Source organism: Burkholderia sp. AU28863 (assembly GCF_002223195.1).
Classification (GTDB): Bacteria; Pseudomonadota; Gammaproteobacteria; order Burkholderiales; family Burkholderiaceae; genus Burkholderia; species Burkholderia sola.
Genome location: NZ_NKFE01000001.1, coordinates 61,191 through 86,406, shown reverse-complemented (window position 1 = coordinate 86,406; position 25,216 = coordinate 61,191). Strand labels below are relative to the sequence as shown.

Here is a 25,216-nt window from a genome sequence, read left to right as displayed (position 1 = left end):
CACTCGCGGATCAATAGGCACCGGACTTCTTGAAGGATTCGATCGCCGCGCGCAGCGCGCCTTCGTCGTCCTTCGAGAGATCCTTGGTGTCTTCGATGCGCTTGATGAGGTCAGCGTGGCTGGTCTTCAGGTTGTCGCGCAGGCCCTTCTCGAACGACAGCACTTGCTTGACGTCGAGATCGTCGAGGTAGCCGTTGTTCGCGGCGTACAGCGACACGGCCAGTTCCCAGACCTGCAGCGGCTGGTACTGCGGCTGCTTCAGCAGTTCCGTCACGCGGCGGCCGCGCTCGAGCTGCTTGCGGGTCGCTTCGTCGAGGTCCGATGCGAACTGCGCGAACGCGGCCAGTTCACGGTACTGCGCGAGGTCGGTACGGATACCGCCCGACAGCTTCTTCACGACCTTCGTCTGAGCGGCGCCACCGACGCGCGACACCGACACGCCGGCGTTGATTGCCGGGCGGATGCCTGCGTTGAACAGGTCGGTTTCCAGGAAGATCTGGCCGTCGGTAATCGAGATCACGTTCGTCGGAACGAACGCGGTCACGTCGCCTGCCTGCGTTTCGATGACCGGCAGCGCCGTCAGCGAGCCGCTCTTGCCCTTCACTTCGCCGTTCGTGAACTTCTCGACGTACTCTTCCGACACGCGAGCCGCACGCTCGAGCAGACGCGAGTGCAGATAGAACACGTCGCCCGGGTATGCTTCACGGCCCGGCGGGCGGCGCAGCAGCAGCGAGATCTGACGGTATGCCCAAGCCTGCTTGGTCAAGTCGTCATAGATGATCAGCGCGTCTTGGCCGCGGTCGCGGAAGTATTCGCCCATCGTGCAGCCGGCGTACGGTGCCAGGTACTGCATCGCAGCCGAATCCGATGCCGAAGCGGCGACGACGATCGTGTATTCCATCGCGCCCGTTTCTTCGAGCTTGCGAACCACGTTCATGATCGACGAAGCCTTCTGGCCGATCGCGACGTAGATACAGATCAGGTCCTTGCCCTTCTGGTTGATGATCGCGTCGAGCGCCACCGCGGTCTTGCCGCACTGACGGTCGCCGATGATCAGCTCACGCTGGCCACGGCCGATCGGCACCATCGCGTCGATCGACTTGATGCCCGTCTGCACCGGCTGCGACACCGACTTACGCCAGATCACGCCCGGGGCGATCTTTTCGATCGCGTCGGTCAGCTTCGCGTTGACCGGGCCCTTGCCGTCGATCGGGTTGCCGAGCGCGTCGACCACGCGGCCGACGAGTTCCGGACCAACCGGGACTTCGAGAATGCGGCCCGTCGTCTTGACGATGTCGCCTTCCGAGATGTGTTCGTATTCGCCGAGAATCACCGCGCCGACCGAGTCGCGCTCGAGGTTCAGCGCGAGGCCGAACGTGTTGCCCGGAAACTCGAGCATTTCGCCCTGCATCACGTCCGACAGGCCGTGGATACGCACGATACCGTCGGTCACGGAGATCACGGTGCCCTGGTTGCGAACGTCTGCGCTCGCTTCAAGGCCCTGGATCCGGCTCTTGATCAGCTCGCTGATCTCAGAGGGATTGAGTTGCATTATTCGCTCCTGATAGTCAATTCTGTTGCGTGCCGGCGTGGCGCTCAGGCGGTCAAGGCAGCCTGCATCGATGCGAGGCGCGCGCGAACCGAGGTGTCGAGCACTTCGTCGCCGACCGTCACGCGCACGCCGCCGATCAGCGACGAATCGACTTCGACCGTCGGTTTCAGCTTGCGCTTGAACTTGCGTTCGAGGCCCGAGACGAGGCTTTCGAGATCCGCGCCGTTCAGCGGGAACGCGCTCACGATCTCGGCGTCGGCTGCACCTTCACGTTCGTTCTTGAGCGCCTCGAACTGCTCGGCAATTTCCGGCAGCAGCGCGATGCGATGATTGTCGACCAGCATCTGCACGAAGTTCTTCGCTTCGGCGCCGGCCGCGACGGGCGACTTCACCGCAGCAAGCAGCAGCTCGGCCACTTGCGTGCGCGTCACCTTCGGGCTCGACGCGACCGACAGCACTTCCGGCAGACGCGCAACCTGGGCCAGCTCTTGCACGAGCGTGGACCAGGCGGCGATGTCACCGCCCTCGGCCACGCGGAACAGCGCTTCTGCGTAAGGGCGGGCGATGGTTGCAAGTTCGGCCATGATCAGAGCTCGGCTTTCAGTTGATTCAGCAGTTGGGCGTGGGCCGTTTGATCGACTTCGCGCTTCAGGATCTGCTCGGCGCCCTTCACGGCCAGCGCGGCGACTTCGCCACGCAGCGCTTCGCGCGCCTTCACGATTTGCTGTTCTGCTTCCGCCTTCGCCTGGGCGACGATGCGGGCGGCTTCAGCCTGGGCGTTGGCCTTGATTTCCTCGGCGACCGCCTGGGCACGCTTTTCAGCGTCGGCGATGCGCTGCTGGCCGTCGTTGCGGGCCTGCGCGAGTTCCTGGTCCACGCGCTTGTGCGCTGCGTCGAGTTCCGCCTTGCCCTTCTCCGCGGCGGCGAGGCCGTCGGCGATCTTCTTCGAACGTTCGTCGAGGGCGTTGATCAACGGCGGCCACACGAATTTCATCGTGAACCACGCGAGGACCAGGAACACGACCATTTGCGCAAACAGAGTTGCGTTGAGATTCACGGTGTTTCCTTATCTGCTATTCCGGAAAAATGAAACGGTAAGGCGCTCATCGAGTTGCATTCGATCAGCGCCCCAAGTCTCCGTTCCGCCCTGCGCCGGCTCACGCCGGACGCATATTTCCGAGGAACCTTAGCCTGCGAGCTTCGACAGGAGCGGGTTCGCGAACGCGAACAGCATTGCGACACCAACGCCGATCAGGAATGCAGCGTCGATCAGACCAGCCAGCAGGAACATCTTCGTTTGCAGCGGGTTGATGAGTTCCGGCTGACGTGCGCAGGCTTCGATGTACTTGCCACCCATCAGCGCGATACCGATACAGGCGCCGATTGCACCCAGGCCGATGATGATGCCGATACCGATGGCGGTCAGACCCTGGATGTTGGCGATGTAAGCTTGCATGATCACTCCTTTGTGAAAAGACTTGGAACTGAGATTTAAAAAACTAAAACGAAGACTCTTTGTTGCACGCCGCGCTTAGTGCGTGTCGTGCGCCTGGCCGAGATACACCAGCGTCAGCATCATGAAAATGAATGCCTGCAACAGAACAATCAGGATGTGGAAGATTGCCCAGACGCTACCCGCGATCACATGACCAACGAAGCCGAGGAACGTTGCGTCGCCACCGAAGCTCCACATGCTGCCGAGCAGGGCGATCAACAGGAACAACAGCTCACCCGCGTACATGTTGCCGAACAGCCGCATGCCGAGCGAAACGGTCTTTGCAACGTATTCGACGATGTTGAGCGCGAGGTTCGGGATCCACAGCGCCGGGTGGCCGCCGAACGGGGCCGACAGCAGCTCATGCGCAAAGCCGCCCGCGCCCTTGATCTTGATGCTGTAGTAGATCATCAGGACGAACACGCCGAGCGCGATGCCGAGCGTGCCGTTCAGGTCGGCCGTCGGGACGATGCGATGGTGGGAAATCACGTCCGACAGACCGAGCAGGCCGATCACGCGGCCCGGCAGGTCGACCGGGAGGAAGTCGAGGGAGTTCATCAGCGCGACCCACACGAACACCGTGAGGGCGAGCGGCGCGATGAAGGTGCGATTGCCGTGGACGATGGCCTTCGACTGGTCTTCGACCATTTCGACGAGCATTTCGATCGCGCACTGGAAACGGCCCGGCACGCCCGACGTCGCCTTGCGGGCGGCCAGACGCAGCAGGACGATCGTCACGATGCCGCAAACGATCGACCAGAACAGCGTGTCGAGATTCCAGACGTGGATGTCGAAAATCGACGTCTGATGCGAGGTGGAGAAATTCTGCAAGTGGTGCGCAATGTACTCGGACGGATCCGGACCGCGCGTGCCTTCGCTAGCTGCCATATCGTTAATGCCACCCAAATTGTCGAAAATCGTTTTGCCCCGTTCCGCAACACGCTATTGCGGGAACGGGCCGGTGCGGTTCGTTGTCGAAACCGCACGCTGCTTGTTCCTTACCGCCAGGCCAGCGCGATCCAGTACGTCTTCAGCACGACGAGGTACGTGACGAGGAACGGCACCCAGTGCACGCCGGCCCAGCCGAACGCCACCGCGGTGAACATCCCGATCGTCAGAGCGAGTTTCAGGGCTTCGCCCATCACCCAGCTCATCACGGTGGCCGAGCCACCTGCCTTCAGTCGCGCCACGAATACCGCACTGGGCACCCAGCCGATCGCTCCGCCCAGAAACGCGGATTGCGCAGCGGCGCCCGGCGACTTCGAAAACAGCCACCACGCCAGCGTTGCAACCAGGGACAGGACCACTTGCGCGAACACCACCTTGTAGGGGGTCACGCGCGAGGGCTTGCTCACGTTCGGGCCGAACAGCCTTTCGGCCTCGGCCCGCGTCAGCGGAACGATGTTGTTATCTTGCTGCTCGACATCCCAGTCATCGTCGGATTCACGCCGCTCGCCGGCCGCCGAAGCGGTGCGTTGCGTGCGCTGATCATCGTGCCTGTCGTCCGGCGCCTGACCCGCCATCGCAATCTTCCGCTGAAATCCTTGAACCCGACCCCAAGCTTTCTGAAAGCTTTCAGGGGTGCCTAGCTAACAAATCCGGGCGATTGTAAGCGATAGTTGCAAGTGATTCAAGGCTTTAGACGCGACAAAAACCTACGTAAAACGACGCCTCATGATGTGAAAAAACGCCCGATTCGACGACGTACGATGACAGTTGTAAGGTCGGGTTCTTGCAGCGGTATTTCTTGCGCGAAAAAGTCCGGCGACGGGGCAAATGGCGGGGAAACGATGCCCGAGGCGGGCCAGGAGGACGCGCACGATCGACGCCGGGAATCCGGTGCAATGCCGCAATCGGGAACGACTCGGCGCGACGCTCCGGAACAAGCACCGCGCGGCGACCGGATCACCGCACGCGACGCGCGAAATTCGACCGGATGTTCGCGCATCGATTCATCCAATCAGTTGTCGCGCCGCCACAGGCGTTCGACTGTGGATGACAACACTTGTCCACAACGCTCGATCACCACGGACGCTGTGCGCCCCGCACCGCACCCGAACGGCACGCCTGTGCCGCATGCACCGGCCTCGCTCAACCGTGCATGAGCAGCCACGCGCCGAGCGCCGCGCTCACCAGCGCGAACGGAATCGAAACGACGTGGAACGGCAGCCACATGCGCGGCTCCTTCGCGAGACGCACCGCGATCAGGTTCGCGAGCGAACCGATCGCGAAACCGAAGCCGCCGACCGATACGCCGAAGGCAAGCGCGCGCCAGTCGTGCGTGAATTCCGACAGCAGGATCGCGGCCGGCACATTGCTGATCACCTGTGACAGCACGGCGCCGGCGGCATAGACGCGCAGCGGCGAATCGAGCTGCGCGTGCGCGATCGCGTCGTGCACGACGGGCAGCGCAGCCGCGCTGCGCAGCACGACGAACATCAGCACGAAGATCAGCAGCAGCAGCCAGTCGATCTTCAGGACTGCGTCGCGTTTGACGGCGAGCAGCACGATCGCGACTCCGACGAGGCCCGGCAGCGGATGATGCGCATCGGCGAGCAGCACGAACGCGGCGAACAGCACCGCCGCGATCAGCGCGTGCATGCGTTGTACGGGAAAGGCCGCCGCGTCGCCGGACAGGTCCAGCGGCTTCGCGCGGAACATCACCGCGGTCAGCGCCAGCAACAGCGCCATCAGCGCGACGGCGAGCGGTCCGAGCGTGACGACGAAGCGACCGAACGACACGCCGCTCAATTGCCACAGGAAAAGATTCTGCGGATTGCCGAGCGGTGTCGCGACGGACCCCGCATTGACGGCCAGCGCGACGACGATCACGAGCCGTCGGAACGGCAGCGGCGTCAGCGCGCGCAGCGACACCATCAACGGCACGACGACGAACAGCGCGACGTCGTTGGTGAGCCACATCGACAACACCGCGGCGAAGCCGACAAGCAGCATCGCGAGCCCGCGCTCGGAATGCACGTGATGCACGATGCGATGCGCGAGCCACATCAGGCAGCCGGACAGCTCGAGCGCCTTCGTCAACATCAGCAAGCCCGCGAGCGTCGCGACCGTCTGCCAGTCGACGCGTTCGGCGAGGACCGAAAATGGTTGCGGACGCACCCATTGCAGCACGATCAGCCCCAGTGCGAGCACCGCCAGTACCGGTTCCTGCGCAAGCCAGCCGAGCCACCGGCGCGGCGCCGGTGCGCCCGTTTCCTGCATACCTGCCCCGTTATTCTTCTGTTGCGACGTTACCGCGCAATCGCGCGAGAATGCCCTCGAGCGCATCGAGGTTGCCGAAGTCGATCAGCACCTGCCCTCGCCCGCGGCGGCCGAGCTTGATCTTCACCGTCGACGCGAGCAGGTCGGACAACTCCTCTTCGAGGCGACGCGTATCGCGACCGCCATCGTCCTTCGCACGCGCCTTCACGGCCGGCGCTTCCTTCGTCGTGTGTGCGACGAGCTTCTCGGTCTCGCGCACCGACATGCGCTTGTTGACCACCTGGTGCGCGAGCGCGATCTGCGTGGCCGCATCGACGGCGAGCAGCGCGCGTGCGTGCCCCATGTCGAGATCGCCGGCCAGCAGCATCGTCTGCACCGGCGACGCGAGGTTCAGCAGGCGCAGCAGGTTCGACACCGCACTGCGCGAGCGTCCGACCGATTCGGCGGCCTGTTCGTGCGTGAAACCGAACTCGTCGAGCAGGCGCTGGATGCCATGCGCCTCTTCAAGCGGATTCAGGTCCTCGCGCTGGATGTTCTCGATCAGCGCCATCGCGGCGGCGGCCTGATCGGATACGTCCTTCACCAGCACGGGTACTTCATCGAGGCCGGCCAGGCGCGCCGCGCGGAACCGCCGCTCGCCCGCGATGATCTCGTATTTGTCTGATGAAATGGGCCGTACCAGGATCGGCTGCATCACGCCCTGCGCGCGAATGCTTGCCGCGAGCTCCTGCAGGCTGCCCTCGTCCATCCGCGTACGCGGCTGGTACTTGCCGGCTTGCAGCTTGCCGAGCGCGAGCGTGTTCGGTGCGCCTTCGATCTTCACCGCTTCGGTGATATCGGCACTGCCGCCGAGCAGCGCTTCGAGGCCACGTCCCAAGCCCTTCTTCTTTGGTACCGCGTTCATGTCTTTCTTCCTCGCTTCGCTCATGTCCGGATCACGACACCTCGAACGCGCGCACGCGTTCGATCATCTCGGCACCGAACTGGATATACGCCTGCGCGCCACGCGAGCTGCGATCGAACACCACGCCCGGCAACCCGTAACTCGGCGCTTCCGCCAGGCGCACGTTGCGCGGAATCACCGCGTCGAACACCTTGTCGCCGAAGTGCGCTTTCAGTTGATCGGAAACTTGCTGCTGCAGCGTGATGCGCGGATCGAACATCACGCGCAGCAAGCCGATGATCTTCAGGTCGCGGTTCATGTTCGCGTGAACCTGCTTGATCGTGTTGACGAGATCCGACAACCCTTCCAGTGCGAAGTACTCGCACTGCATCGGGATCACGACGCCATGCGCCGCGCACAGGCCGTTCAGCGTCAGCAGCGACAGCGTCGGCGGGCAATCGATCAGCACGAAATCATAGTCGTCGGCCACGTGCTCGAGCGCGGCCTTCAGCCGGCGCTCGCGGTTGTCGATACTGATCAGTTCGATCTCGGCGCCGGACAGCTCGCGGTTCGCAGGAAGCACGTCGTACGTGACGCCTTCGGGACGCACACGCGCGTCGGTGACCGACACGCCGTCGACCAGCACTTCGTACACGGTTGCTTCGCAGGCGGCCTTGTCGATCCCGCTGCCCATCGTCGCGTTGCCCTGAGGGTCGAGATCGATCAACAGGACTCGTTGCTCCTGCGCTGCAAGGCTTGCGGCGAGATTGACCGATGTCGTCGTCTTGCCGACGCCCCCCTTCTGGTTCGCAACGCAGAAGATCTTTGCCATCGTTGGTGTGTTCCCTTTACCTTCAAACAAACGGCGCGCTACCGCGCGCCTTCAATTCGCGTCGTCGACGGCCACTTCGAACAGATGCCGCTCCGCATCGAGCATCGGCACCGCCAGCCGGATCGTCTGCTTCACGCGGCTGCCTTCCGGCAACCGTGCAATCTCGTCGTCCGGATGAAGGCCCTTCATCGCCCAGATCGATCCGCCTGGCGCGACCAGATGTCGAGCAAGTTTAACGAAGTCGGACAGGTCCGCGAAAGCGCGCGATACGATCATGTCGAATTTTTCCGGCACGTCGACACCCGGCTGCAGCGATTCGACCCGGCCGGTAACGACCGACAGGTTCGCGAGCTTCAGCTCCGCGCGCATCTGCGTCTGGAACGCCGATTTCTTCTGCACGATGTCGTTCAGCGTGACCTGCCAGCCCGGCTCGACAATCGCCAGCACGATACCGGGCAGCCCGCCGCCCGAGCCGACGTCGAGCACGCGCGCGGACGCGCGGCCGCGCAGATGCGGAACGATGGAAAGCGAATCGAGGATGTGCTGGATCAGCATCTGCTTCGGATCGCGGATCGCAGTCAGGTTGTAGACCGCGTTCCACTTGCCGAGCAGCGCGACATAGTCGAGCAGCTGGTTGCGTTGCGTATCCGTCAGCGTGAGGTCGAGTGCCGCCGTACCTTCGACGAGCATCTGTTCCAGTACGTCCCGATTAACCGCCGGCGCGCGACGCGCCGTCATTGTTGCGTCGGGACGGTGTCGTCCCCCTGCTCCGCGGCCGTAGCGGCCTCTGCAGCCGTGCCGCTACGGCGGCCCAGGCCGCGACGCTTCAGGTGCACCATCAGCAACGAGATTGCCGCCGGCGTGACGCCCGAGATGCGGGACGCCTGCCCGATCGTTTCCGGCCGGAACTCGTTGAGCTTCTGACTCACCTCGAACGACAGACCGCGAACCTCGCGGTAATCGATACCGTCCGGCAGGCGCGTGTTCTCGTTCGCATCGTTGCGCTCGATCTCCGATGCCTGGCGCTCGATATAGCCCTGATACTTGATACCGATCTCGACCTGCTCCTTGATCTGCTCGAGCAGCACCGGATCGTCGGTCAACGGCTCCGCAGGGCCGCACTCGCCGCCCTTCAGCCCGCACACGCCGTCGTAGCTCACACCGGGGCGGCGCAGCAGCTCGGCGAGGCTGTATTCGTGGTCGATCGCCTTGCCGAGCAGCGCGGTCGCCTCCTCGGCAGGCAGCGTCTTCGGCGTAACCCACGTGGACTTCAGGCGTTCGGTTTCACGTGAAACAGCGTCGCGCTTCCGGCTGAAGGCGTCCCAACGTGCATCGTCCACCAGCCCAAGCTCGCGGCCGATTTCGGTCAGGCGCATGTCGGCATTGTCTTCGCGCAGGCTCAGGCGATACTCGGCCCGGCTCGTGAACATCCGGTACGGCTCCGCCACGCCGCGCGTGACGAGATCGTCGACCAGCACGCCCAGATACGCCTGGTCACGACGCGGGCACCACGCATCCTTTTCCTGCACGTAGCGGCCCGCATTAAGGCCGGCCAGCAGACCCTGCGCCGCCGCTTCTTCGTAGCCGGTCGTCCCGTTGATCTGACCCGCAAAGAACAGTCCGTTGATCGCCTTCGTCTCGAGCGACGCCTTCAGTGCACGCGGGTCGAAGTAGTCGTACTCGATCGCGTAACCGGGGCGCAGGATGTGCGCGTTTTCGAGGCCGCGCATCGAATGCACGAGCTCCAACTGAACATCGAATGGCAAGCTCGTCGAGATCCCGTTCGGGTAGAACTCATTGGTCGTCAGCCCTTCCGGTTCCAGGAAGATCTGGTGCGATTCCTTCGATGCGAACCGGTGGATCTTGTCCTCGATCGACGGGCAATAGCGCGGCCCGACGCCTTCGATCACGCCTGTGTACATCGGCGAACGGTCGAGACCGCCGCGAATGATGTCGTGCGTGCGCTCGTTCGTATGCGTAACCCAGCACGGCAGCTGCTGCGGATGCTGCTCCGCGCGGCCCAGGAACGAGAACACGGGAATCGGATCGAGGTCGCCCGGCTGCTCGTCGAGCTTCGAGAAGTCGATCGTGCGGCCGTCGATACGCGGCGGCGTACCGGTCTTCAGCCGGCCCTGTGGCAGCTTCAGCTCCTTCAGGCGCGACGACAGCGACACGGCCGCCGGATCGCCCGCGCGACCGCCCGTATAGTTGTTCAGGCCGACGTGGATCTTGCCGTCGAGGAACGTACCGGCCGTCAGCACGACTGCACGCGCGCGGAAGCGGATACCGATTTGCGTGACGGCGCCAACCACGCGGTCGCCTTCGACCATCAGATCGTCGACGGCCTGCTGGAACAGCCACAGGTTCGGCTGGTTTTCGAGCCGGTGGCGGATCGCGGCCTTGTACAGGATGCGATCGGCCTGTGCACGCGTCGCGCGCACGGCCGGCCCCTTCGACGAATTGAGGATCCGGAACTGAATACCGCTTTCATCCGTCGCGGCGGCCATTGCACCGCCCAGCGCGTCGACTTCCTTGACCAGATGGCCCTTGCCAATGCCGCCGATCGACGGATTGCAGCTCATCTGCCCAAGCGTTTCGATGTTGTGGGTCAGCAGCAGTGTCTTTGCGCCCATACGGGCGGACGCCAGCGCGGCTTCCGTGCCGGCATGGCCGCCACCGACGACGATGACGTCAAATTCTGTGGGAAAAAGCATGGTGGATTCCGTACGCGGAGCTGCGCACGAACCTATCTGAGAAATGTATGGGCCGAATTATAGCGGGTTCGCTTTTCGCCCGAAGGCCGTCCGAATGGTAGGGCCTGTGCATTTCGGCGATTTTTTAGTCGGGAACACGCAAATTTGCCGTCGCAGGTCCGGTTCAGCGTGGCCGATGAACGATTCAACGCACATCGTCGAGCCTGTGCAAAGCATGTGTGCCCCAGCCGAACCGCCCAGTGTCTGTGGGCCGGCCCCGCACTCCGGACCCGAGACCCGGTGCCCTTATCCACACAGCATTTCCGTCGCTTGTCCCGGCACTTGTCCACAGAAGTGCGGCGCACCGTCGACCAGTGGAACCCGTCTGCGCGGCACCGCACTGCGCTTCCACCTGTTCCCGCCCGACTTATCCCCGGCCTTGAACCGTAGACGCGAAACTGCACCCGGCTCGCAAACAAAAACGGCGTGTTTCACGTGAAACACGCCGCCCGTTTTGCGTCCACCGCACCAGCAATTAAGCCGTCTTCTTCGCCAACCCAAGATACGTCTCGATCACACGCGGATTCTGCGCAAGCTCGGCCGCCGGCCCTTCCAGTGCAAACTCGCCCGTTTCCAGCACATAGCCGTAGTCGGAGATTTGCAGCGCCGCCCGTGCATTCTGCTCGATCAGCAGCGTCGCCACGCCGGTGCCGCGCAACGCGCTGATGATATGAAAGATCTCCTTCACGATCAGCGGCGCCAGCCCGAGGCTCGGCTCGTCGAGCATCAGCAGGTCGGGCTTGCCCATCAGCGCACGGCCGACCGCCAGCATTTGCCGTTCCCCACCGGACAGCGTGCCAGCCGCCTGCCTGCGGCGCTCTTTGAGCCGCGGAAACAGCGCGAACACGTGATCGATCTGATCGAGGAAGTTCGATTCCCCCGCCTGCTTGCGTCGGTACGCGCCGAGCACGAGGTTGTCTTCGACCGTCATCGTGCTGAACAGCTCGCGCTTTTCCGGTACGAGGCACATCCCGCGCGCGACGCGCTGCTCGACCGGCAACGCGCTGACGTCGTTGCCGCGATACACGACCGCGCCCGACGCGTGCCCCGTGACCGGCAGCGCCCCCATGATCGCGTTCAGCAGCGTCGATTTACCGGCGCCGTTCGGGCCAATCACGCTGACGATCTGCCCCGCCCCGACCTTGATTGCCGCACCGTGCAGCGCTCCCACCTTCCCGTACCGCACCGCCAGCCCGCGCACTTCGAGAATCGGCATCGTCGTGTCCGTCATCACTCCACCCCGCCCAGATACGCTTCAAGCACGGCCGGGTCCTGCTGCACATCCTGTGGCAGCCCTTCCGCGATCCGCGTGCCGAACTCCATCACCACCAGTCGATCGGTGAGGTTCATCACGAAATCCATGTCATGTTCCACGAGCAACACGCTCATCCCTTCGGCCTTCAGCCGCCGCAGCAGGTCGGCGAGTTGCTGCTTCTCCTGGTAACGCAGCCCTGCGGCCGGCTCGTCGAGCAGCAGCAGCGTCGGATCGCAGCACAGCGCCCGCGCGATTTCGAGAATCCGCTGCTGACCAAGCGCGAGACTCCCCGCTTCGTCGTACATGTGCGTCTCGAGTCCGACACGGCGGATCTGGCGCGCGGCTTCGGCCAGCAGCTGCGCTTCCTCGTGCGCATTGAGCCGCGCAATGCTGCGCCACACGCCGGTATGACCGCGCAGATGCGCACCGATCGCGACGTTCTCGAGCACCGTCATCGGCGGCAGCAGCTTCACGTGCTGGAACGTGCGGCCGATGCCGCGGCGGACGATCTGACGCGACGTCAGCCCGTCGATGCGCTCGCCGCGGAACGTGATTGCGCCACCGGTCGGCTTCAGCACGCCGGTCACGAGGTTGAACGTAGTCGACTTGCCCGCCCCGTTCGGGCCGATCAACCCGATGATCTGCCCGGCTTTCACGTCGAAGCTGACATCGTTCACGGCCACGAGGCCGCCGAACTGCTTGCGTGCGTTGTCGACGACGAGCAGCGGCTCGCCGGCCACCGGCTTCGCGCGCTGCGGCAGCGGGTCGGCCTGCTCCGGCACATGCGCGCGCGGCCCGCGCGGGAACAGCCTCGCGACGAACGACCATACGCCCTGGCGCGCGTACTGCAGCAGCAGCACCATCAGCACGCCGAACACGATGATCTCGAAGTTGCCTTCCGAGCCGAGCAGCTTCGGCAGCAGCGTCTGCAGGTAATCCTGCAGCACGGTCAGGATCGCCGCGCCGAGCACCGCGCCCCATACGTGCGACACGCCGCCCACCACGGCCATGAACAGGAATTCGATCCCGTGGTTCAGGCCGAACGGCGTCGGGTTCACCGCGCGCTGCAGGTGCGCGTACAGGAAGCCCGATACCGCCGCGAGCACGGCCGCGTAGACGAAGATCACCACGCGCATCCACGCGGTGTTCACGCCCATCGCCTCGGCCATCACGCCGCCGCCGCGCAGCGCGCGGATCGCGCGGCCGGGCCTGCTGTTGAGCAGGTTCTGCACCGACACGATCGCGGCCAGCACCACGACCCAGATCAGGAAATACAGGCTGCGGCCGCTTTCGAGCACGATGCCGAACAGGTTCAGCGCCGGAATGCCGTTGATCCCGTCGTACTTGCCGAGCAGTTCGAGGTTGCCGAACAGGTAGAACAGCGCAAGGCCCCACGCGATCGTGCCAAGCGGCAGGAAGTGCCCGGACAGCCGCATCGTCACCGCGCCGAGCACGAGCGCGACGAGCGCCGTCAGCACGACGCCGACGATCAGCGCGAGCCACGGCGATACGCCGTAGCGCGTCGTCAGGAACGCGGTCGCATACGCGCCGATGCCGACGAACGCGGCCTGTCCGAAGCTCGTCATCCCGCCGACACCCGTCAGCAGCACGAGCCCGATCGCGACGATCGCGTACAAGCCGATGTAGTTCAGCAGCGTGATCCAGTATTCGGGCACCTGCAGCGCGCCGGGCAGCACCGGCAATGCGAACAGCACCACGAGAAACAGCCAGAAGGTCTTGTTGCGTACCATCGTCTTCATCGCGTCACTCCTCTTCCTCTTCCGCATGCGGCGTCACGAAGCTCCGCCACAGCAGCACCGGAATGATCAGCGTGAACACGATCACCTCCTTGTAGGCGCTCGCCCAGAACGACGAATACGATTCGAGCACGCCGACGAGCAACGAGCCGGCGGCCGCGAGCGGATAGCTGACGAGCCCGCCGATGATCGCGCCGACGAAGCCCTTCAGGCCGATCAAGAAGCCCGAATCGTAGTAGATCGTCGTCAGCGGGCCGACGAGGATCCCGGACAGCACGCCGAGCCCCGCCGCGAACGTGAACGCGAGCCGCCCGGCTTCGGTCGTGCCGATGCCGACGAGCCGTGCACCGAGCCGGTTCACCGACGTCGCGCGCAGTGCCTTGCCGGCGATCGTGCGGCCGAAGTACACGTAGAGCGCGCCGATCAGCACGAGTGCCGTGACGACGACCAGGATGCTTTGTACCGACACCGTCATGCTGCCGATCGCGAGCGACGCGTCCGAGAACCCGTTGGTGCGCGAGCCTTCCGCGCCGAACATCACGAGGCCGAGGCCGACCATCGCGAAATGGACGGCGACCGACACGATCAGCAGCAGCAGCGTCGTGCCTTCGGCGATCGGCTGGTACACGAGCCGGTAGACGAACGGCCCCATCGGCACGACGATCGCGAGCGTCAGCGCGATCTGCGCGAGCATCGGCATCGGCTGCGCGGCAAAACTGCGCGTGATCGCGAACACCGCGAGCGGCAGCAGGATGTAGCGGCTGCCGAGCGTCGCGAGCGTGCGGCCGAGCTGATGGCGGCGTTCGCGATGCCGGATCAGGCCGCCGGCTTCGAGCAGGAAGCATGCGATGCCCATCACGAACAGCAGCCAGCAGGTGGCGGGAAATTTCTGCGCCTGCAACGCGGCCAGCGTGAGCGCACCGTAGGCGACGAATTCGCCCTGGGGAATGAAGATCACCCGCGTGACGGAAAACACCAGCACGAGCCCCAGCGACAACAATGCATAAATGGCGCCGGTCGTGATGCCGTCTTGCGCGAGGATCGCCGCAATCGAGAGATCCATACGTTTCGTGTATCGAGAGAATGCTGCGGAGAAACGAAAGGCGGAAACGGCCGTGGCGCGCGGCGGGCCCCGGCCGTTCCAGGCGGCAAGGATGCGGCCGTGACGCGCGCCGCCCTGCCGACGGCATGCGCGGCGCCGTTCGCGCCCCGCGTGCCGGTTTCACGTGATGCTTACTCGCCCTGCAACTTCCACTTGCCGTCGACGATCTGCACCATCACGCGTGCACGCGTATCGAAGCCATTGTGATCGGTCGCCGTCATGTTGATCACGCCGTGCGAGACGGGCAGGTCCTTCACGCTTTCGATCGACGCGCGCAGCGCTTCGCGGAACGCCTCGGTGCCCGGCTGGCCCTTCTTCAGCGCGTCCGGGATCGCCCGCTGCAGCAGCAGACCCGCATCCCACGCATGGCCGCCGAAGGTCGACAGCGAACCCGCGCCGTAAGCCTTCTCGTACGCGGCCTTGTAGCCGAGCGCCGGCTTCTTCACCGGATTCGAATCGGGCAGCTGGTCGGTCACGAGCACCGGGCCGGCCGGCAGGATCTCGCCTTCGCAATCCTTGCCGCACACGCGCAGGAAATCGTTGTTGGCGACGCCGTGCGTCTGGTAGACCTTGCCCTTGTAGCCGCGCTCCTTCAGCGTCTTGGCCGGCAGCGCCGCCGGCGTGCCGGAGCCGGCGATCAGCACCGCGTCCGGGTTCGAGCCCAGCAGCTTCAGCACCTGTCCCATCACCGACGCGTCGGTCCGGTTGTAACGTTCGTTCGACACGAGCTTCAGCCCGTTCTTCGCGGCCGCCGCGTCGAACGTCTTGTACCAGCTGTCGCCGTACGCATCGGCGAAGCCGATGAAGCCGACCGTCTTCACGCCGTGCTTCGCCATGTAGCCGGCGATCGCGTCGGCCATCAACTGGTCGTTCTGCGGCACCTTGAACATCCATGCGCGCTTCGCGTCCATCGGCGCGATGATCTGCGCGCTCGCCGCGAGCGAGATCGTCGGCGTCTTGCCCTGCGACACCGGATCGAGCATCGCGAGCGAGTTCGGCGTGACGGACGAGCCGATGATCGCGTCGACGTGGTCCTCGTCGATGAGCTTGCGCACGTTCTGCACCGCACGGCTCGTGTCGGACGCGTCGTCCAGCACGATGTATTGCACGCTCTTGCCCGCGATCTCCTTCGGCAGCAGCGCGATCGTGTTCTTTTCCGGAATCCCGAGCGACGCGGCCGGCCCGGTGGCCGACAGCGTCACGCCGATCTTCACCTGCGCCGACGCCGTGGCCGCCGCACACACGAGGCCCGCGGCAAGCAGGGCCTCCATCCATCGATTCATCTTCATTTACGTTGTCTCCAAACGCTGCTCGAAAAAGCCACGGGTCGCTCGGGCGGCTCCCGGTTCCCAAAACAAGTTAATAATTTAACTATCTCGCCTGACCGCGCCTACGCTCGTTTTCCCGCGACACGCCACCATGCGCGGCGCGCCGATTGAAACGGCCGTTCGACCGTCACGATGCGCAGCAGCGGTGTCGTCAGGATGAAGAAAGCGAAGAAATGAGGAAGCGCGCGGAAGCTCGTTGCGCGCGCATCGATGGTCGGCACGCGCGGCAAGCGATGACATATCGGAAAGCCGGCCGCTCATGCGATTGCGCATACGGATGCAGAGACGGACACGAGCGCAACGGCCCGCGATGGCGCCGGGACGCGCATACAGGCCGCGGAACGGCTCGGAAATGCCCCGATGACCCGTCGGGCAACCCATGACCAACGAACGGCGCCCGCCGCGTCTCCTGCCCCGGTCCACCGTGCTGCGCTGCTCATCCAACCGTACTCCCTCTTCTGCATTTTGCTTGTAGGAGAACTGCCGACCGATTTTCCCGACCGCACGGTCGGCGAAAGCCGAGTGTAACGGACGCCTTTCGCGCACGCCAACCGGGTAAGCCCGGAGCGCCTGTGCAGGATTGCGCATCATCTGCGAACGGATCGCGGGAAACGGAACAACAGGAACGCGGCGAAGCGCGGAAAGACGCGGTGCGAATGCAAACGCGGAAGGCAGCCCCATCGGCCGGCATGCGGGCCGATGCACCATCGAGGGAATTCGTGCACGCAAATGAAAAAGCGCTGTTGGATTCCGTCCAACAGCGCTTTGGGGTCCGGGCACTTTGTGCCTCGATTGTCTCCTCGTTCTCCACCTGCAAATTCGTTTCGCGGTGCATCAGAACTAGGGTGAATCTTAAAGAGGCTTAAGCACCACGACAACTTAGCATTTACCCCTATGGTGCATTGCCGCACGAAAATGGGGCACCAGCCTGCCGCGCGGCGATGGCCCGAGCCCGCGGCGACGCCCTTCCGACGTGCGCCGGATGGTGCTTCGCATCAACGCGGGCGACGCGCACGGCATGCTCACGACGACGCCCTGAGCGGCTTGATCCTCGCGACCATCTCGCCGACGATGCCGCGCCGGAACGCCAGCACGCATGCGATGAAGATCAGGCCGGTGACGATCGTCGTCGATTCGCCCAGCGAATGAAACCACGCGACGCCGGTCGTCGACGCGAGCCATTCGCCGATGTCGCCGAGCCGGTCTTCCAGCGCGACGATCAGCGCGGCGCCGAGCAGCGGCCCGAACAGCGTGCCCATCCCGCCGACGAGCGTCATCAGCACGACGAGGCCCGACATCGTCCAGTACGCATCCGACAGCGTCTCGAAGCCGAGCACCAGTACCTTCAACGAGCCGGCCAGCCCCGCGAGCGCGGCCGACAGGACGAACGCGAGCAGCTTGAAGCGGTCGGTGTCGTAGCCGAGCGAGATCGCGCGCGCTTCGTTCTCCTTGATGGCGACGAGCACCTGGCCGAACGGCGAATGGACGACCCGCACGATGAACGCGCACGCGGCCACGACCGCCGCCAGCACGACGTAGTACAGCGTGACGTCGTTCGACAGGTCGAGCAGCCCGAACAGGCGGCCGCGCGGCACGCCCTGCAGGCCGTCCTCGCCGTGCGTGAACGGCGCCTGCAGATAGATGAAGTAGACCATCTGCGCGAACGCGAGCGTGATCATCGCGAAGTAGATGCCCTGCCGGCGGATCGCGAACAGCCCGACGACGAGCCCGAGCAGCGTCGCGGCGACGGTGCCGGCCAGCACGCCGAGCTCCGGCGTGAAACCGAGCGTCTGCATCGAATAGCCGGTCGCATAGCCGGCCGTCGCGAGGAACATCGCATGGCCGAACGACAGCAGCCCCGTATAGCCGATCAGCAGGTTGAACGCGGCCGCGAACAGCGCGAACGCGAGCACCTTCATCACGAACACCGGATACGCGCCGATGAACGGCGCGGCGAGCAGTGCGGCGAGCAGTACGCCGTAGAGCACTTTTCTCTGCATCATTTTTCCTTGCCGAAGAGGCCCGCCGGGCGGAACAGCAGCACGATCGCCATGATCACGAACACGACGGTGGCCGACGCTTCGGGATAGAACACGCGCGTGAAGCCCTCGATCACGCCGAGCAGCAGGCCCGTGACGATCGATCCGAGGATCGAGCCCATTCCGCCGATCACGACCACCGCGAACACGGTGATGATCATCGGCTGGCCCATCAGCGGCGACACCTGGATCACCGGCGCCGCCAGCACGCCCGCGAACGCGGCGAGCGCGACGCCGAAGCCGTAGGTGAGCGTGATCATCATCGGCACGTTCACGCCGAACGCCTCGACGAGCTTCGGGTTCTCGGTACCCGCGCGCAGGTACGCGCCGAGGCGCGTCTTCTCGATCACGAACCACGTCGCGAGGCACACCGCGAGCGACGCGATGACGACCCACGCGCGATAGTTCGGCAGGAACATGAAGCCGAGGTTGGTCGCGCCGGACAGCTGCGACGGCACGTCGTACGGCTGGCCGGATGCGCCGTAGATCGAGCGGAACACGCCTTCGACGACGAGCGTCAGGCCGAACGTGAGCAGCAGCCCGTACAGGTGATCGAGCTTGTACAGCCAGCGCAGCATCGAGCGCTCGATCGCGATCCCGAACGCGCCGACGATCAACGGCGCGAGCACGAGCATCGCCCAGTACGGCAGCGCGAAATACGACAGCCCCATCCACGCGAGCATCGCGCCCAGCATGAACAGCGCGCCGTGCGCGAAGTTGATCACGTTGAGCAGCCCGAAGATCACCGCGAGCCCGAGGCTCAGGATCGCGTAGAACGAGCCGTTGACGAGCCCGAGCAGCAACTGGCTCAGCATCGCCGGCAACGGAATGCCAAAGATTTCCATCGACTTAGCCGTCAGAATGAGTTTCGTTGCGTACGCAACTTTCGAGCCACGCGCACGCGGGCGGCGCAGCGGGGCACATCGCTGCCACCGCCACCGTGCGGCGCGCCGGAGCGCGCCGCTATCCGATGCTTACTTCCACAACGCGCAGCGCGTTTCCTGCTTGGTGCCGAACGCCTGCTCGCCCGGAATCGTCGCGAGCACCTTGTAGTAGTCCCACGGCTCCTTCGATTCCGACGGCTTCTTCACTTCCATCAGGTACATGTCGTGGATCATGCTGCCGTCCTGGCGGATATAGCCCTTTGCATAGAAGTCGCTGATCTTGATCTTCTTCAGCTCGGCCATCACCTTGTCGGAGTCGGTCGTCCCGGCGGCCTGCACGGCCTTCAGGTAGGTCGTCACCGACGAGTAGTCGGCCGCCTGCAGGCTCGACGGCATCTTCTTCATCTTGCCGAAGTAGCGCTGCGCCCACTGGCGCGATGCCGCATCGCGGTTCCAGTACCAGCTGTCGGTCAGCACGAGGCCCTGCGTCGTCTCGAGGCCGAGGCTGTGCACGTCGTTGATGAACATCAGCAGCCCGGCGAGCTTCATCGTCTTCGTGATGCCGAATTCCTTCGCGGCCTTGATCGAGTTGATCGTGTCGCCGCCCGCGTTCGCGAGGCCGAGAATCTGCGCCTTCGACGATTGCGCCTGCAGCAGGAACGACGAGAAATCCGACGCGGACAGCGGATGCCGCACCGCGCCCAGCACCTGCCCGCCGCTCGCCTTCACGACATCCGACGTGTTCTTCTCGAGCGCCTTGCCGAACGCGTAGTCCGCGGTCAGGAAGAACCACGTCTTGCCGCCCTGCTTCACCACCGCCGAGCCGGTGCCTTTCGCGAGCGCCATCGTGTCGTACGCATAGTGCACCGTATACGGCGTGCACTCCTCGTTCGTCAGCGTGTCCGCGCCCGCACCGATGTTGATGTAGACCTTCTTCTTCTCCGCGGCGAGCTTGGCCATCGCCAGCGCCGTCCCCGAATTCGTGCCGCCGACGAGCAGGTCGAGCCCGCCGCGGTCGATCCATTCGCGCGCCTTCGACGCGGCAATGTCCGCCTTGTTCTGGTGATCCGCGTACACGACCTCGATCGGCTTGCCGAGCACCTTGCCGCCGAAGTCGGCGACCGCCATGCGGATCGCCTCGAGACCGCCCTGGCCGTCGATGTCCGCATAAAGCCCCGACATGTCGGTAACGAAACCGATCTTCACGGTATCCGCGGCGTGCGCGGCGCCGGCGGCGAACGCGGCGGTCGCGAGCGCGACACAGGCCTGTGCGAGGGTCTTCATTTTCATTGACGTCTCCTGTTGTTCTGATGCGTTGTGGTTGTTCGAGGGCCGCCACGGCTAGCGGCAAGGGAAACGACGCGGCGTCACACTCCGAGCAGGTCGTGCAGGGTCGGCATCTTGCCTTCCAGTTCGGATGCGCGGAAATGCTCGACGATGCTGCCGTGCTCCATCACGTAGAAGCGGTCGGCGAGCGGCGCGGCGAAGCGGAAATTCTGTTCGACCATCACGATCGTGTAGCCGCGCGCCTTCAGCGCGACGATCATCCGTGCGAGCGCCTGTACGATCACCGGCGCGAGGCCTTCGGAGATCTCGTCGAGCAGCAGCAGGTTCGCGCCGGTGCGCAAAATTCGCGCGACCGCGAGCATCTGCTGCTCGCCGCCGGACAGCCGCGTGCCCTGGCTCTGCCGGCGCGACGCGAGGTTCGGGAACATCGCGTAGATCTCGTCGAGCGACATCGAATGCTCGCGCGGCCCGATCAGCGGCGGCAGCATCAGGTTCTCCTCGCACGACAGGCTCGAGAAGATCCCGCGCTCCTCCGGGCAATAGCCGATGCCGTAATGCGCGATGCGATGCGTCGCGAGGCCGATCGTCTCGTGCCCGGCGACCTTGATCGACCCGCTGCGGCGGCCCGTGAGGCCCATGATCGCGCGCAGCGTCGTCGTGCGGCCCGCGCCGTTGCGGCCGAGCAGCGTGACGACCTCGCCGCGATGCACGGTCAGGTCGACGCCGTGCAATATGTGGGATTCCCCGTACCAGGCCTCCAGGCCCGTGATTTCCAGCGCAGGCGTACCGCTCTCGACGCCGCTCAATTCGCGTTCCTCCCGTTCGCTGTGCTTCATGCGTGCGCCCCCGCGAGCGCCGCGTCGGCGCTGCCCATGTAGGCTTCGATGACGAGCGGATTCTTCGACACTTCCGCATACGAGCCTTCGGCCAGCACCTCGCCGCGTTGCAGGACGGTGATCGTGTCGGAGATCCCCGCGATCACGTTCATGTTGTGTTCCACCATCAGGATCGTGCGGCCGCTCGCGACCTTCTTGATCAGCGCGGTCACGCGGTCGACGTCCTCGTGGCCCATCCCCTGCGTGGGCTCGTCGAGCAGCATCAGTTCGGGCTCCATCGCCAGCGTCGTCGCGATCTCGAGCGCGCGCTTGCGGCCGTAGGCCAGCTCGACGGTCGGCACGTGCGCGAAATCGGTGAGGCCGACCTGCGTGAGCAGGTCCATCGCGCGATCGTCGAGCCGCTTTAGCGTGCGTTCGCTGCGCCAGAAATGGAATTCGGTGCCGAGCGCGCGTTGCAGGCCGATGCGCACGTTCTGCAGCGCGGTCAGGTGCGGAAACACGGCCGAGATCTGGAACGAGCGGATGATGCCGCGCCGCGCGACCTGCGCGGGCCGCTCGTCGGTAATGTCGATGCCGTTGAAGACGATCTGGCCGGCCGTCGGCGTCAGAAATTTGGTGAGGAGGTTGAAACAGGTGGTCTTGCCCGCGCCGTTCGGCCCGATCAATGCGTGGATCGCGCCGCGACGCACACGCAGGTTGACGCCGTTCACGGCGGTAAAGCCCCTGAATTCCTTCGTCAGTCCGCGTGTTTCCAGAATCGTGTCGCCGAGAATCATGTTCCCTTCCGTACGAAGTCAGGCGAAGCACCGGGAAGCCTGGCGCAAGCGGCCGCGAACAGGTCAGCGGATCAGCGGGCTGCTCCGGGCGCCGTGGTACGCCTCGAGGGTGGTCTCCCGCGCCGACGCGTATGCACATTGCGCAACATTGTCGCGCCGTTGGTGCAGTGCAATCATCGGGATTTGCACTTATAGGGGTCGCCGCCCTATCGGACGCGACGGCGCGCGGTCATTCACCGTGCTTTTTTGATACGTGCATCATCACGCGTTGACTGCTGCATGGCCTGGCACGCGCGCGATGAAAAAAGCCGCGCGACGGCGCGGCTTGCACGGATCTTGCCGTTCGAGCGGACGCGCCGGCAGCTTGTTTCGCATAGCGAATCAGCGGGCATCCGCGTGACGGCCCGCTGGCGCGCGGGTCAGCGAGCCGTCATGCAGCCGTCGCCGCGGCCTCGGTTCGCACCGACGTCGTTTCGCGCGCCGCACGGCGGTCGGCGCGAATCATGTCGCTCGCGCGCTCGGCGATCATCAGCGTCGGCGAATTGGTGTTGCCCGACGTGATGAACGGCATCACCGACGCATCGACGATCCGCAACCCCGCGATGCCGCGCACGCGCAGCCGGCTGTCGACCACCGCGCGTTCATCCCCCGCCCGCCCCATACGGCACGTGCCGACCGGATGGAAGATCGTCGTGCCGACGACGCCGGCCGCGTCGATCAGCTCGGCCTCGGTCCGGTACTGCAGGCCCGGCAGGATTTCCTCGGGGCGATAGCGCGCGAGCGCCGGCGCGGATGCGATCCGGCGCGTGAGGCGCAGCGCGTTCGCGGCGACGTGACGATCGTGATCGGTCGACAGATAGTTCGGCGCGATCGTCGGTGCGCTGCCCGGATCGGCGCTCGTGACGTGCACGCTGCCGCGCGAGGTCGGCCGCAAATGGCAGACCGACGCCGTAAACGCGTTGAAGCCGTGCAGCGGCTCGCCAAAGCGTTCGAGCGACAGCGGCTGCACGTGGTACTGGAGATCGGGGCGCGTGAGCGCGGGATCGTCCGGATCCGATTTCGCGAACGCGCCGAGCTGCGACGGCGCCATCGACATCGGACCGCGCTGCAGCAGCGCATATTCGGCGCCGATCATCAGCTTGCCCCACCAGTGCGCGGACAGGGTGTTGAGCGTGCGCACGCCGTCGACGCGAAACGCCATCCGCAATTGCAGGTGATCCTGCAGGTTCTCGCCGACGCCCGGCAGATCCTGCACGACGTCGATGCCGAGCGCCTGCAGCCGCCGGCCGTCGCCGACACCCGACAGTTCGAGCAGTTGCGGCGAGTTCACCGCGCCCGACGTCAGCAGCACTTCCGAACGTGCCCGCGCGACGTAATCGGCGCCGCCGCCGCGGTACTCGACGCCGACCGCGCGCCGCCCGTCGAAGATCACGCGCTGCGCATGCGCGCCGGTGATCACGGTCAGGTTCGGGCGCGCCATCGCGGGCCGCAGGAACGCCTTCGACGTATTCCAGCGCACGCCGCGCTTCTGGTTCACTTCGAAGTAGCCGACCCCGGCATTGTCGCCGCGGTTGAAATCGTCGGTGGCGGGAATGCCCGTCTGCTGCGCGGCCTGCGCGAACGATTCGAGAATCTCCCAGCGCAGCCGCTGCTTCTCGACGCGCCAGTAGCCGCCCGCGCCGTGCGCATCGCTTGCGCCCGCATGGTGATCCTCGCTGCGCTTGAAGATCGGCAGTACGCTGTCCCACGACCAGCCGGCGTCGCCGGTTTCGTGCGCCCAGTTGTCGTAATCCTCGCGCTGGCCGCGCATGTAGATCATCCCGTTGATCGACGAGCAGCCGCCGAGCACGCGGCCGCGCGGATACGACAGTGCGCGGCCGTTGAGCGCCGCCTCGGGCTGCGTCTTGTACAGCCAGTCGGTGCGCGGGTTGCCGATGCAGTACAGATAGCCGACCGGGATATGGATCCAGTGATAGTCGTCCTTGCCGCCCGCTTCGAGCAGCAGCACGCTGATGTCGGGATCCTCGGTCAGGCGGTTCGCGAGCACGCAGCCCGCGGTGCCCGCGCCGACGATCACATAGTCGAATTCGCCCTCGAGCGTGCGTTGAGTACTCACGGCGTGTCTCCTGATTTGTTGTGTACCGCGCATCGATTCCGCGCGTCGCTTTCAGCATAGTGCGTCGCGGACGACGCGATCGAAGCAGCGTACTCCCGCGCCCGGCCGCCGATCCAATGAGTTATGCTGAACCGCGTTATAAGCCACGCTCATATCACGACGATGGATCTCACCCTGCTTCGCGCGTTCGCGACGGTCGCCCGCGAAGGCAACCTGACGCGCGCCGCCGTGCAGCTGCATCTGACGCAGCCGGCCGTCAGCCTGCAGATCAAGCATCTGCAGGAAACGCTCGGCGTCGTGCTGTTCACGCGCACGTCGCGCGGGCTCGCGCTCACGCGCGACGGGCAGACGCTGCTGCCGCACGCGGAGCGCGCGCTCGCCGCGGCCGCCGACGTGCAGCGCGCCGCTGCCGCGCTGCGGCACGAGGTGCGCGGCCGGCTGCGGATCGGCACGATCCTCGATCCCGGTTTCCTGCGGCTCGGCGGCTTCCTGCGCGCGCTGGTCGAGACCCATCCGCAGATCGAAACGGCGCTGCGCCACGGGATGTCGGGCTGGGTGCTCGAACAGGTGCGCGCGCAGGCGCTCGACGTCGGCTACTACATCGGCCGGCCCGACGACGATTCGCCGCGCGACGGCGCGCTGTTCCACACCGTCACGCTCACGCGCTTCGAATACCGCGTGCTCGCGCCGGCCGGCTGGAAGGAGCGCGTACAGCGCGCGCACGACTGGCGCGCGCTCGCCGCGCTGCCGTGGATCTGGACGCCGCCCGCGTCCGCGCACCATCGGCTGCTGTCGCGCCGCTTCGCGACGGCCGGCGCGCAGCCGATGAAGGTCGCCGAGGTCGACCAGGAGCAATCGATGCTCGACCTCGTCAAATCGGGGATCGGGTTGACGCTCGCGCGCGATTCGATCGCGCTGGCCGAGGCGCACGCGCATGCGCTGACGATCGTCGAACGCGTGACGGTGCCGACCGAGCTGACGTTCGTGACGCTCGCCGAGCGGCGCGACGAGCCGGCGATCGCGGCCGCGCTGCGGTTGATCGACGCGCAGTGGGCGATATGAGCAGCGCTCATCGTGCTGACCGGCTGCCGGGTGAAAA

23 protein-coding genes are annotated in these 25,216 nt (G+C 65.2%); 1 reads left to right on the top strand and 22 read right to left on the bottom strand.

Annotated features, from left to right (window positions below; genetic code table 11):
• Positions 1–10 precede the first annotated feature (10 nt).
• The 22 genes from atpA to CFB81_RS00345 form a co-directional block, all read right to left on the bottom strand.
• Positions 11–1,552 carry a F0F1 ATP synthase subunit alpha gene (gene atpA, locus CFB81_RS00450; protein WP_006756467.1) on the bottom strand — a complete coding sequence of 514 codons (1,542 nt, stop codon included), beginning with the start codon at positions 1,550–1,552 and terminating at the stop codon, positions 11–13.
• Positions 1,553–1,596: 44 nt separating this feature from the next.
• A complete protein-coding gene (locus CFB81_RS00445) occupies positions 1,597–2,136 on the bottom strand; it encodes a F0F1 ATP synthase subunit delta (protein WP_014895498.1) in 540 nt (179 codons plus the stop codon).
• Positions 2,137–2,138: 2 nt separating this feature from the next.
• Positions 2,139–2,609, bottom strand: coding sequence for a F0F1 ATP synthase subunit B (locus tag CFB81_RS00440; protein WP_006477283.1), 471 nt, complete (start codon positions 2,607–2,609; stop codon positions 2,139–2,141).
• A gap of 129 nt (positions 2,610–2,738) precedes the next feature.
• Complete coding sequence (gene atpE, locus CFB81_RS00435) at positions 2,739–3,008, bottom strand: F0F1 ATP synthase subunit C (protein WP_006482730.1); 270 nt, start codon at positions 3,006–3,008, stop codon at positions 2,739–2,741.
• A gap of 75 nt (positions 3,009–3,083) precedes the next feature.
• Entirely contained in the window at positions 3,084–3,935 is an 852-nt protein-coding gene (atpB, locus tag CFB81_RS00430; protein ID WP_006477281.1) for a F0F1 ATP synthase subunit A, read from the bottom strand.
• Between the two features lie 110 nt (positions 3,936–4,045).
• On the bottom strand, positions 4,046–4,570 hold the full coding sequence (locus CFB81_RS00425; RefSeq protein WP_050015828.1) for an ATP synthase subunit I: 525 nt from the start codon (positions 4,568–4,570) through the stop codon (positions 4,046–4,048).
• 568 nt (positions 4,571–5,138) lie between these two features.
• Positions 5,139–6,269 (bottom strand): SLC13 family permease, encoded by a 1,131-nt coding sequence (locus CFB81_RS00415; RefSeq protein ID WP_069618781.1) that lies wholly within the window; start codon positions 6,267–6,269, stop codon positions 5,139–5,141.
• Positions 6,270–6,279: 10 nt separating this feature from the next.
• Complete coding sequence (locus CFB81_RS00410) at positions 6,280–7,173, bottom strand: ParB/RepB/Spo0J family partition protein (RefSeq protein WP_069618782.1); 894 nt, start codon at positions 7,171–7,173, stop codon at positions 6,280–6,282.
• 31 nt (positions 7,174–7,204) lie between these two features.
• On the bottom strand, positions 7,205–7,984 hold the full coding sequence (locus CFB81_RS00405) for a ParA family protein (protein WP_050015824.1): 780 nt from the start codon (positions 7,982–7,984) through the stop codon (positions 7,205–7,207).
• A gap of 51 nt (positions 7,985–8,035) precedes the next feature.
• Entirely contained in the window at positions 8,036–8,722 is a 687-nt protein-coding gene (gene rsmG / locus CFB81_RS00400; RefSeq protein ID WP_089434341.1) for a 16S rRNA (guanine(527)-N(7))-methyltransferase RsmG, read from the bottom strand.
• Complete coding sequence (gene mnmG, locus CFB81_RS00395) at positions 8,719–10,698, bottom strand: tRNA uridine-5-carboxymethylaminomethyl(34) synthesis enzyme MnmG (protein ID WP_089434340.1); 1,980 nt, start codon at positions 10,696–10,698, stop codon at positions 8,719–8,721. The genes rsmG and mnmG overlap by 4 nt, the downstream gene beginning before the upstream one ends.
• A 514-nt stretch (positions 10,699–11,212) precedes the next feature.
• The gene (locus CFB81_RS00390) at positions 11,213–11,968 is read right to left on the bottom strand and encodes an ABC transporter ATP-binding protein (protein WP_089434339.1); all 756 of its coding nucleotides are present in this window, start codon (positions 11,966–11,968) and stop codon (positions 11,213–11,215) included.
• The gene (locus CFB81_RS00385) at positions 11,968–13,752 is read right to left on the bottom strand and encodes an ATP-binding cassette domain-containing protein (protein ID WP_089434338.1); all 1,785 of its coding nucleotides are present in this window, start codon (positions 13,750–13,752) and stop codon (positions 11,968–11,970) included. Before CFB81_RS00385 ends, CFB81_RS00390 begins: the two co-directional genes overlap by 1 nt.
• A gap of 4 nt (positions 13,753–13,756) precedes the next feature.
• Positions 13,757–14,812: a branched-chain amino acid ABC transporter permease gene (locus CFB81_RS00380; protein WP_089434337.1), complete on the bottom strand. Its 1,056-nt coding sequence runs from the start codon at positions 14,810–14,812 to the stop codon at positions 13,757–13,759.
• Positions 14,813–14,982: 170 nt separating this feature from the next.
• The gene (locus CFB81_RS00375; protein WP_069618787.1) at positions 14,983–16,140 is read right to left on the bottom strand and encodes an ABC transporter substrate-binding protein; all 1,158 of its coding nucleotides are present in this window, start codon (positions 16,138–16,140) and stop codon (positions 14,983–14,985) included.
• 101 nt (positions 16,141–16,241) lie between these two features.
• Positions 16,242–16,409, bottom strand: coding sequence for a hypothetical protein (locus tag CFB81_RS35980; RefSeq protein WP_176730207.1), 168 nt, complete (start codon positions 16,407–16,409; stop codon positions 16,242–16,244).
• Positions 16,410–17,201: 792 nt separating this feature from the next.
• Complete coding sequence (locus tag CFB81_RS00370) at positions 17,202–18,179, bottom strand: branched-chain amino acid ABC transporter permease (RefSeq protein ID WP_069618788.1); 978 nt, start codon at positions 18,177–18,179, stop codon at positions 17,202–17,204.
• Complete coding sequence (locus CFB81_RS00365) at positions 18,179–19,063, bottom strand: branched-chain amino acid ABC transporter permease (protein ID WP_089434335.1); 885 nt, start codon at positions 19,061–19,063, stop codon at positions 18,179–18,181. The genes CFB81_RS00370 and CFB81_RS00365 overlap by 1 nt, the downstream gene beginning before the upstream one ends.
• 129 nt (positions 19,064–19,192) lie before the next feature.
• On the bottom strand, positions 19,193–20,392 hold the full coding sequence (locus tag CFB81_RS00360) for an ABC transporter substrate-binding protein (RefSeq protein ID WP_069618790.1): 1,200 nt from the start codon (positions 20,390–20,392) through the stop codon (positions 19,193–19,195).
• Positions 20,393–20,469: 77 nt separating this feature from the next.
• Positions 20,470–21,225: an ABC transporter ATP-binding protein gene (locus tag CFB81_RS00355; protein ID WP_050015804.1), complete on the bottom strand. Its 756-nt coding sequence runs from the start codon at positions 21,223–21,225 to the stop codon at positions 20,470–20,472.
• A complete protein-coding gene (locus CFB81_RS00350; protein ID WP_006477266.1) occupies positions 21,222–22,001 on the bottom strand; it encodes an ABC transporter ATP-binding protein in 780 nt (259 codons plus the stop codon). The genes CFB81_RS00355 and CFB81_RS00350 overlap by 4 nt, the downstream gene beginning before the upstream one ends.
• Positions 22,002–22,431: 430 nt before the next feature.
• Positions 22,432–24,117, bottom strand: a complete 1,686-nt coding sequence (locus CFB81_RS00345) for a GMC family oxidoreductase (protein ID WP_089434334.1) — start codon at positions 24,115–24,117, stop codon at positions 22,432–22,434.
• 162 nt (positions 24,118–24,279) lie between these two features.
• On the opposite strand from CFB81_RS00345, the gene CFB81_RS00340 reads away from it, so the two are divergent.
• Positions 24,280–25,179, top strand: a complete 900-nt coding sequence (locus CFB81_RS00340) for a LysR family transcriptional regulator (protein WP_089434333.1) — start codon at positions 24,280–24,282, stop codon at positions 25,177–25,179.
• Positions 25,180–25,216: the final 37 nt, after the last annotated feature.

Excerpts from the sequence above, each read along its gene's own strand:
- atpA (WP_006756467.1), bottom strand. The coding sequence starts at position 1,552 with ATGCAACTCAATCCCTCTGAGATCAGCGAGCTGATCAAGAGCCGGATC.
- CFB81_RS00445 (WP_014895498.1), bottom strand. The coding sequence starts at position 2,136 with ATGGCCGAACTTGCAACCATCGCCCGCCCTTACGCAGAAGCGCTGTTC.
- atpE (WP_006482730.1), bottom strand. The coding sequence starts at position 3,008 with ATGCAAGCTTACATCGCCAACATCCAGGGTCTGACCGCCATCGGTATC.
- atpB (WP_006477281.1), bottom strand. The coding sequence starts at position 3,935 with ATGGCAGCTAGCGAAGGCACGCGCGGTCCGGATCCGTCCGAGTACATT.
- CFB81_RS00425 (WP_050015828.1), bottom strand. The coding sequence starts at position 4,570 with ATGGCGGGTCAGGCGCCGGACGACAGGCACGATGATCAGCGCACGCAA.
- CFB81_RS00415 (WP_069618781.1), bottom strand. The coding sequence starts at position 6,269 with ATGCAGGAAACGGGCGCACCGGCGCCGCGCCGGTGGCTCGGCTGGCTT.
- CFB81_RS00410 (WP_069618782.1), bottom strand. The coding sequence starts at position 7,173 with ATGAACGCGGTACCAAAGAAGAAGGGCTTGGGACGTGGCCTCGAAGCG.
- CFB81_RS00405 (WP_050015824.1), bottom strand. The coding sequence starts at position 7,984 with ATGGCAAAGATCTTCTGCGTTGCGAACCAGAAGGGGGGCGTCGGCAAG.
- rsmG (WP_089434341.1), bottom strand. The coding sequence starts at position 8,722 with ATGACGGCGCGTCGCGCGCCGGCGGTTAATCGGGACGTACTGGAACAG.
- mnmG (WP_089434340.1), bottom strand. The coding sequence starts at position 10,698 with ATGCTTTTTCCCACAGAATTTGACGTCATCGTCGTCGGTGGCGGCCAT.
- CFB81_RS00390 (WP_089434339.1), bottom strand. The coding sequence starts at position 11,968 with ATGACGGACACGACGATGCCGATTCTCGAAGTGCGCGGGCTGGCGGTG.
- CFB81_RS00385 (WP_089434338.1), bottom strand. The coding sequence starts at position 13,752 with ATGAAGACGATGGTACGCAACAAGACCTTCTGGCTGTTTCTCGTGGTG.
- CFB81_RS00380 (WP_089434337.1), bottom strand. The coding sequence starts at position 14,812 with ATGGATCTCTCGATTGCGGCGATCCTCGCGCAAGACGGCATCACGACC.
- CFB81_RS00375 (WP_069618787.1), bottom strand. The coding sequence starts at position 16,140 with ATGAAGATGAATCGATGGATGGAGGCCCTGCTTGCCGCGGGCCTCGTG.
- CFB81_RS00370 (WP_069618788.1), bottom strand. The coding sequence starts at position 18,179 with ATGCAGAGAAAAGTGCTCTACGGCGTACTGCTCGCCGCACTGCTCGCC.
- CFB81_RS00365 (WP_089434335.1), bottom strand. The coding sequence starts at position 19,063 with ATGGAAATCTTTGGCATTCCGTTGCCGGCGATGCTGAGCCAGTTGCTG.
- CFB81_RS00360 (WP_069618790.1), bottom strand. The coding sequence starts at position 20,392 with ATGAAAATGAAGACCCTCGCACAGGCCTGTGTCGCGCTCGCGACCGCC.
- CFB81_RS00355 (WP_050015804.1), bottom strand. The coding sequence starts at position 21,225 with ATGAAGCACAGCGAACGGGAGGAACGCGAATTGAGCGGCGTCGAGAGC.
- CFB81_RS00350 (WP_006477266.1), bottom strand. The coding sequence starts at position 22,001 with ATGATTCTCGGCGACACGATTCTGGAAACACGCGGACTGACGAAGGAA.
- CFB81_RS00340 (WP_089434333.1), top strand. The coding sequence starts at position 24,280 with ATGGATCTCACCCTGCTTCGCGCGTTCGCGACGGTCGCCCGCGAAGGC.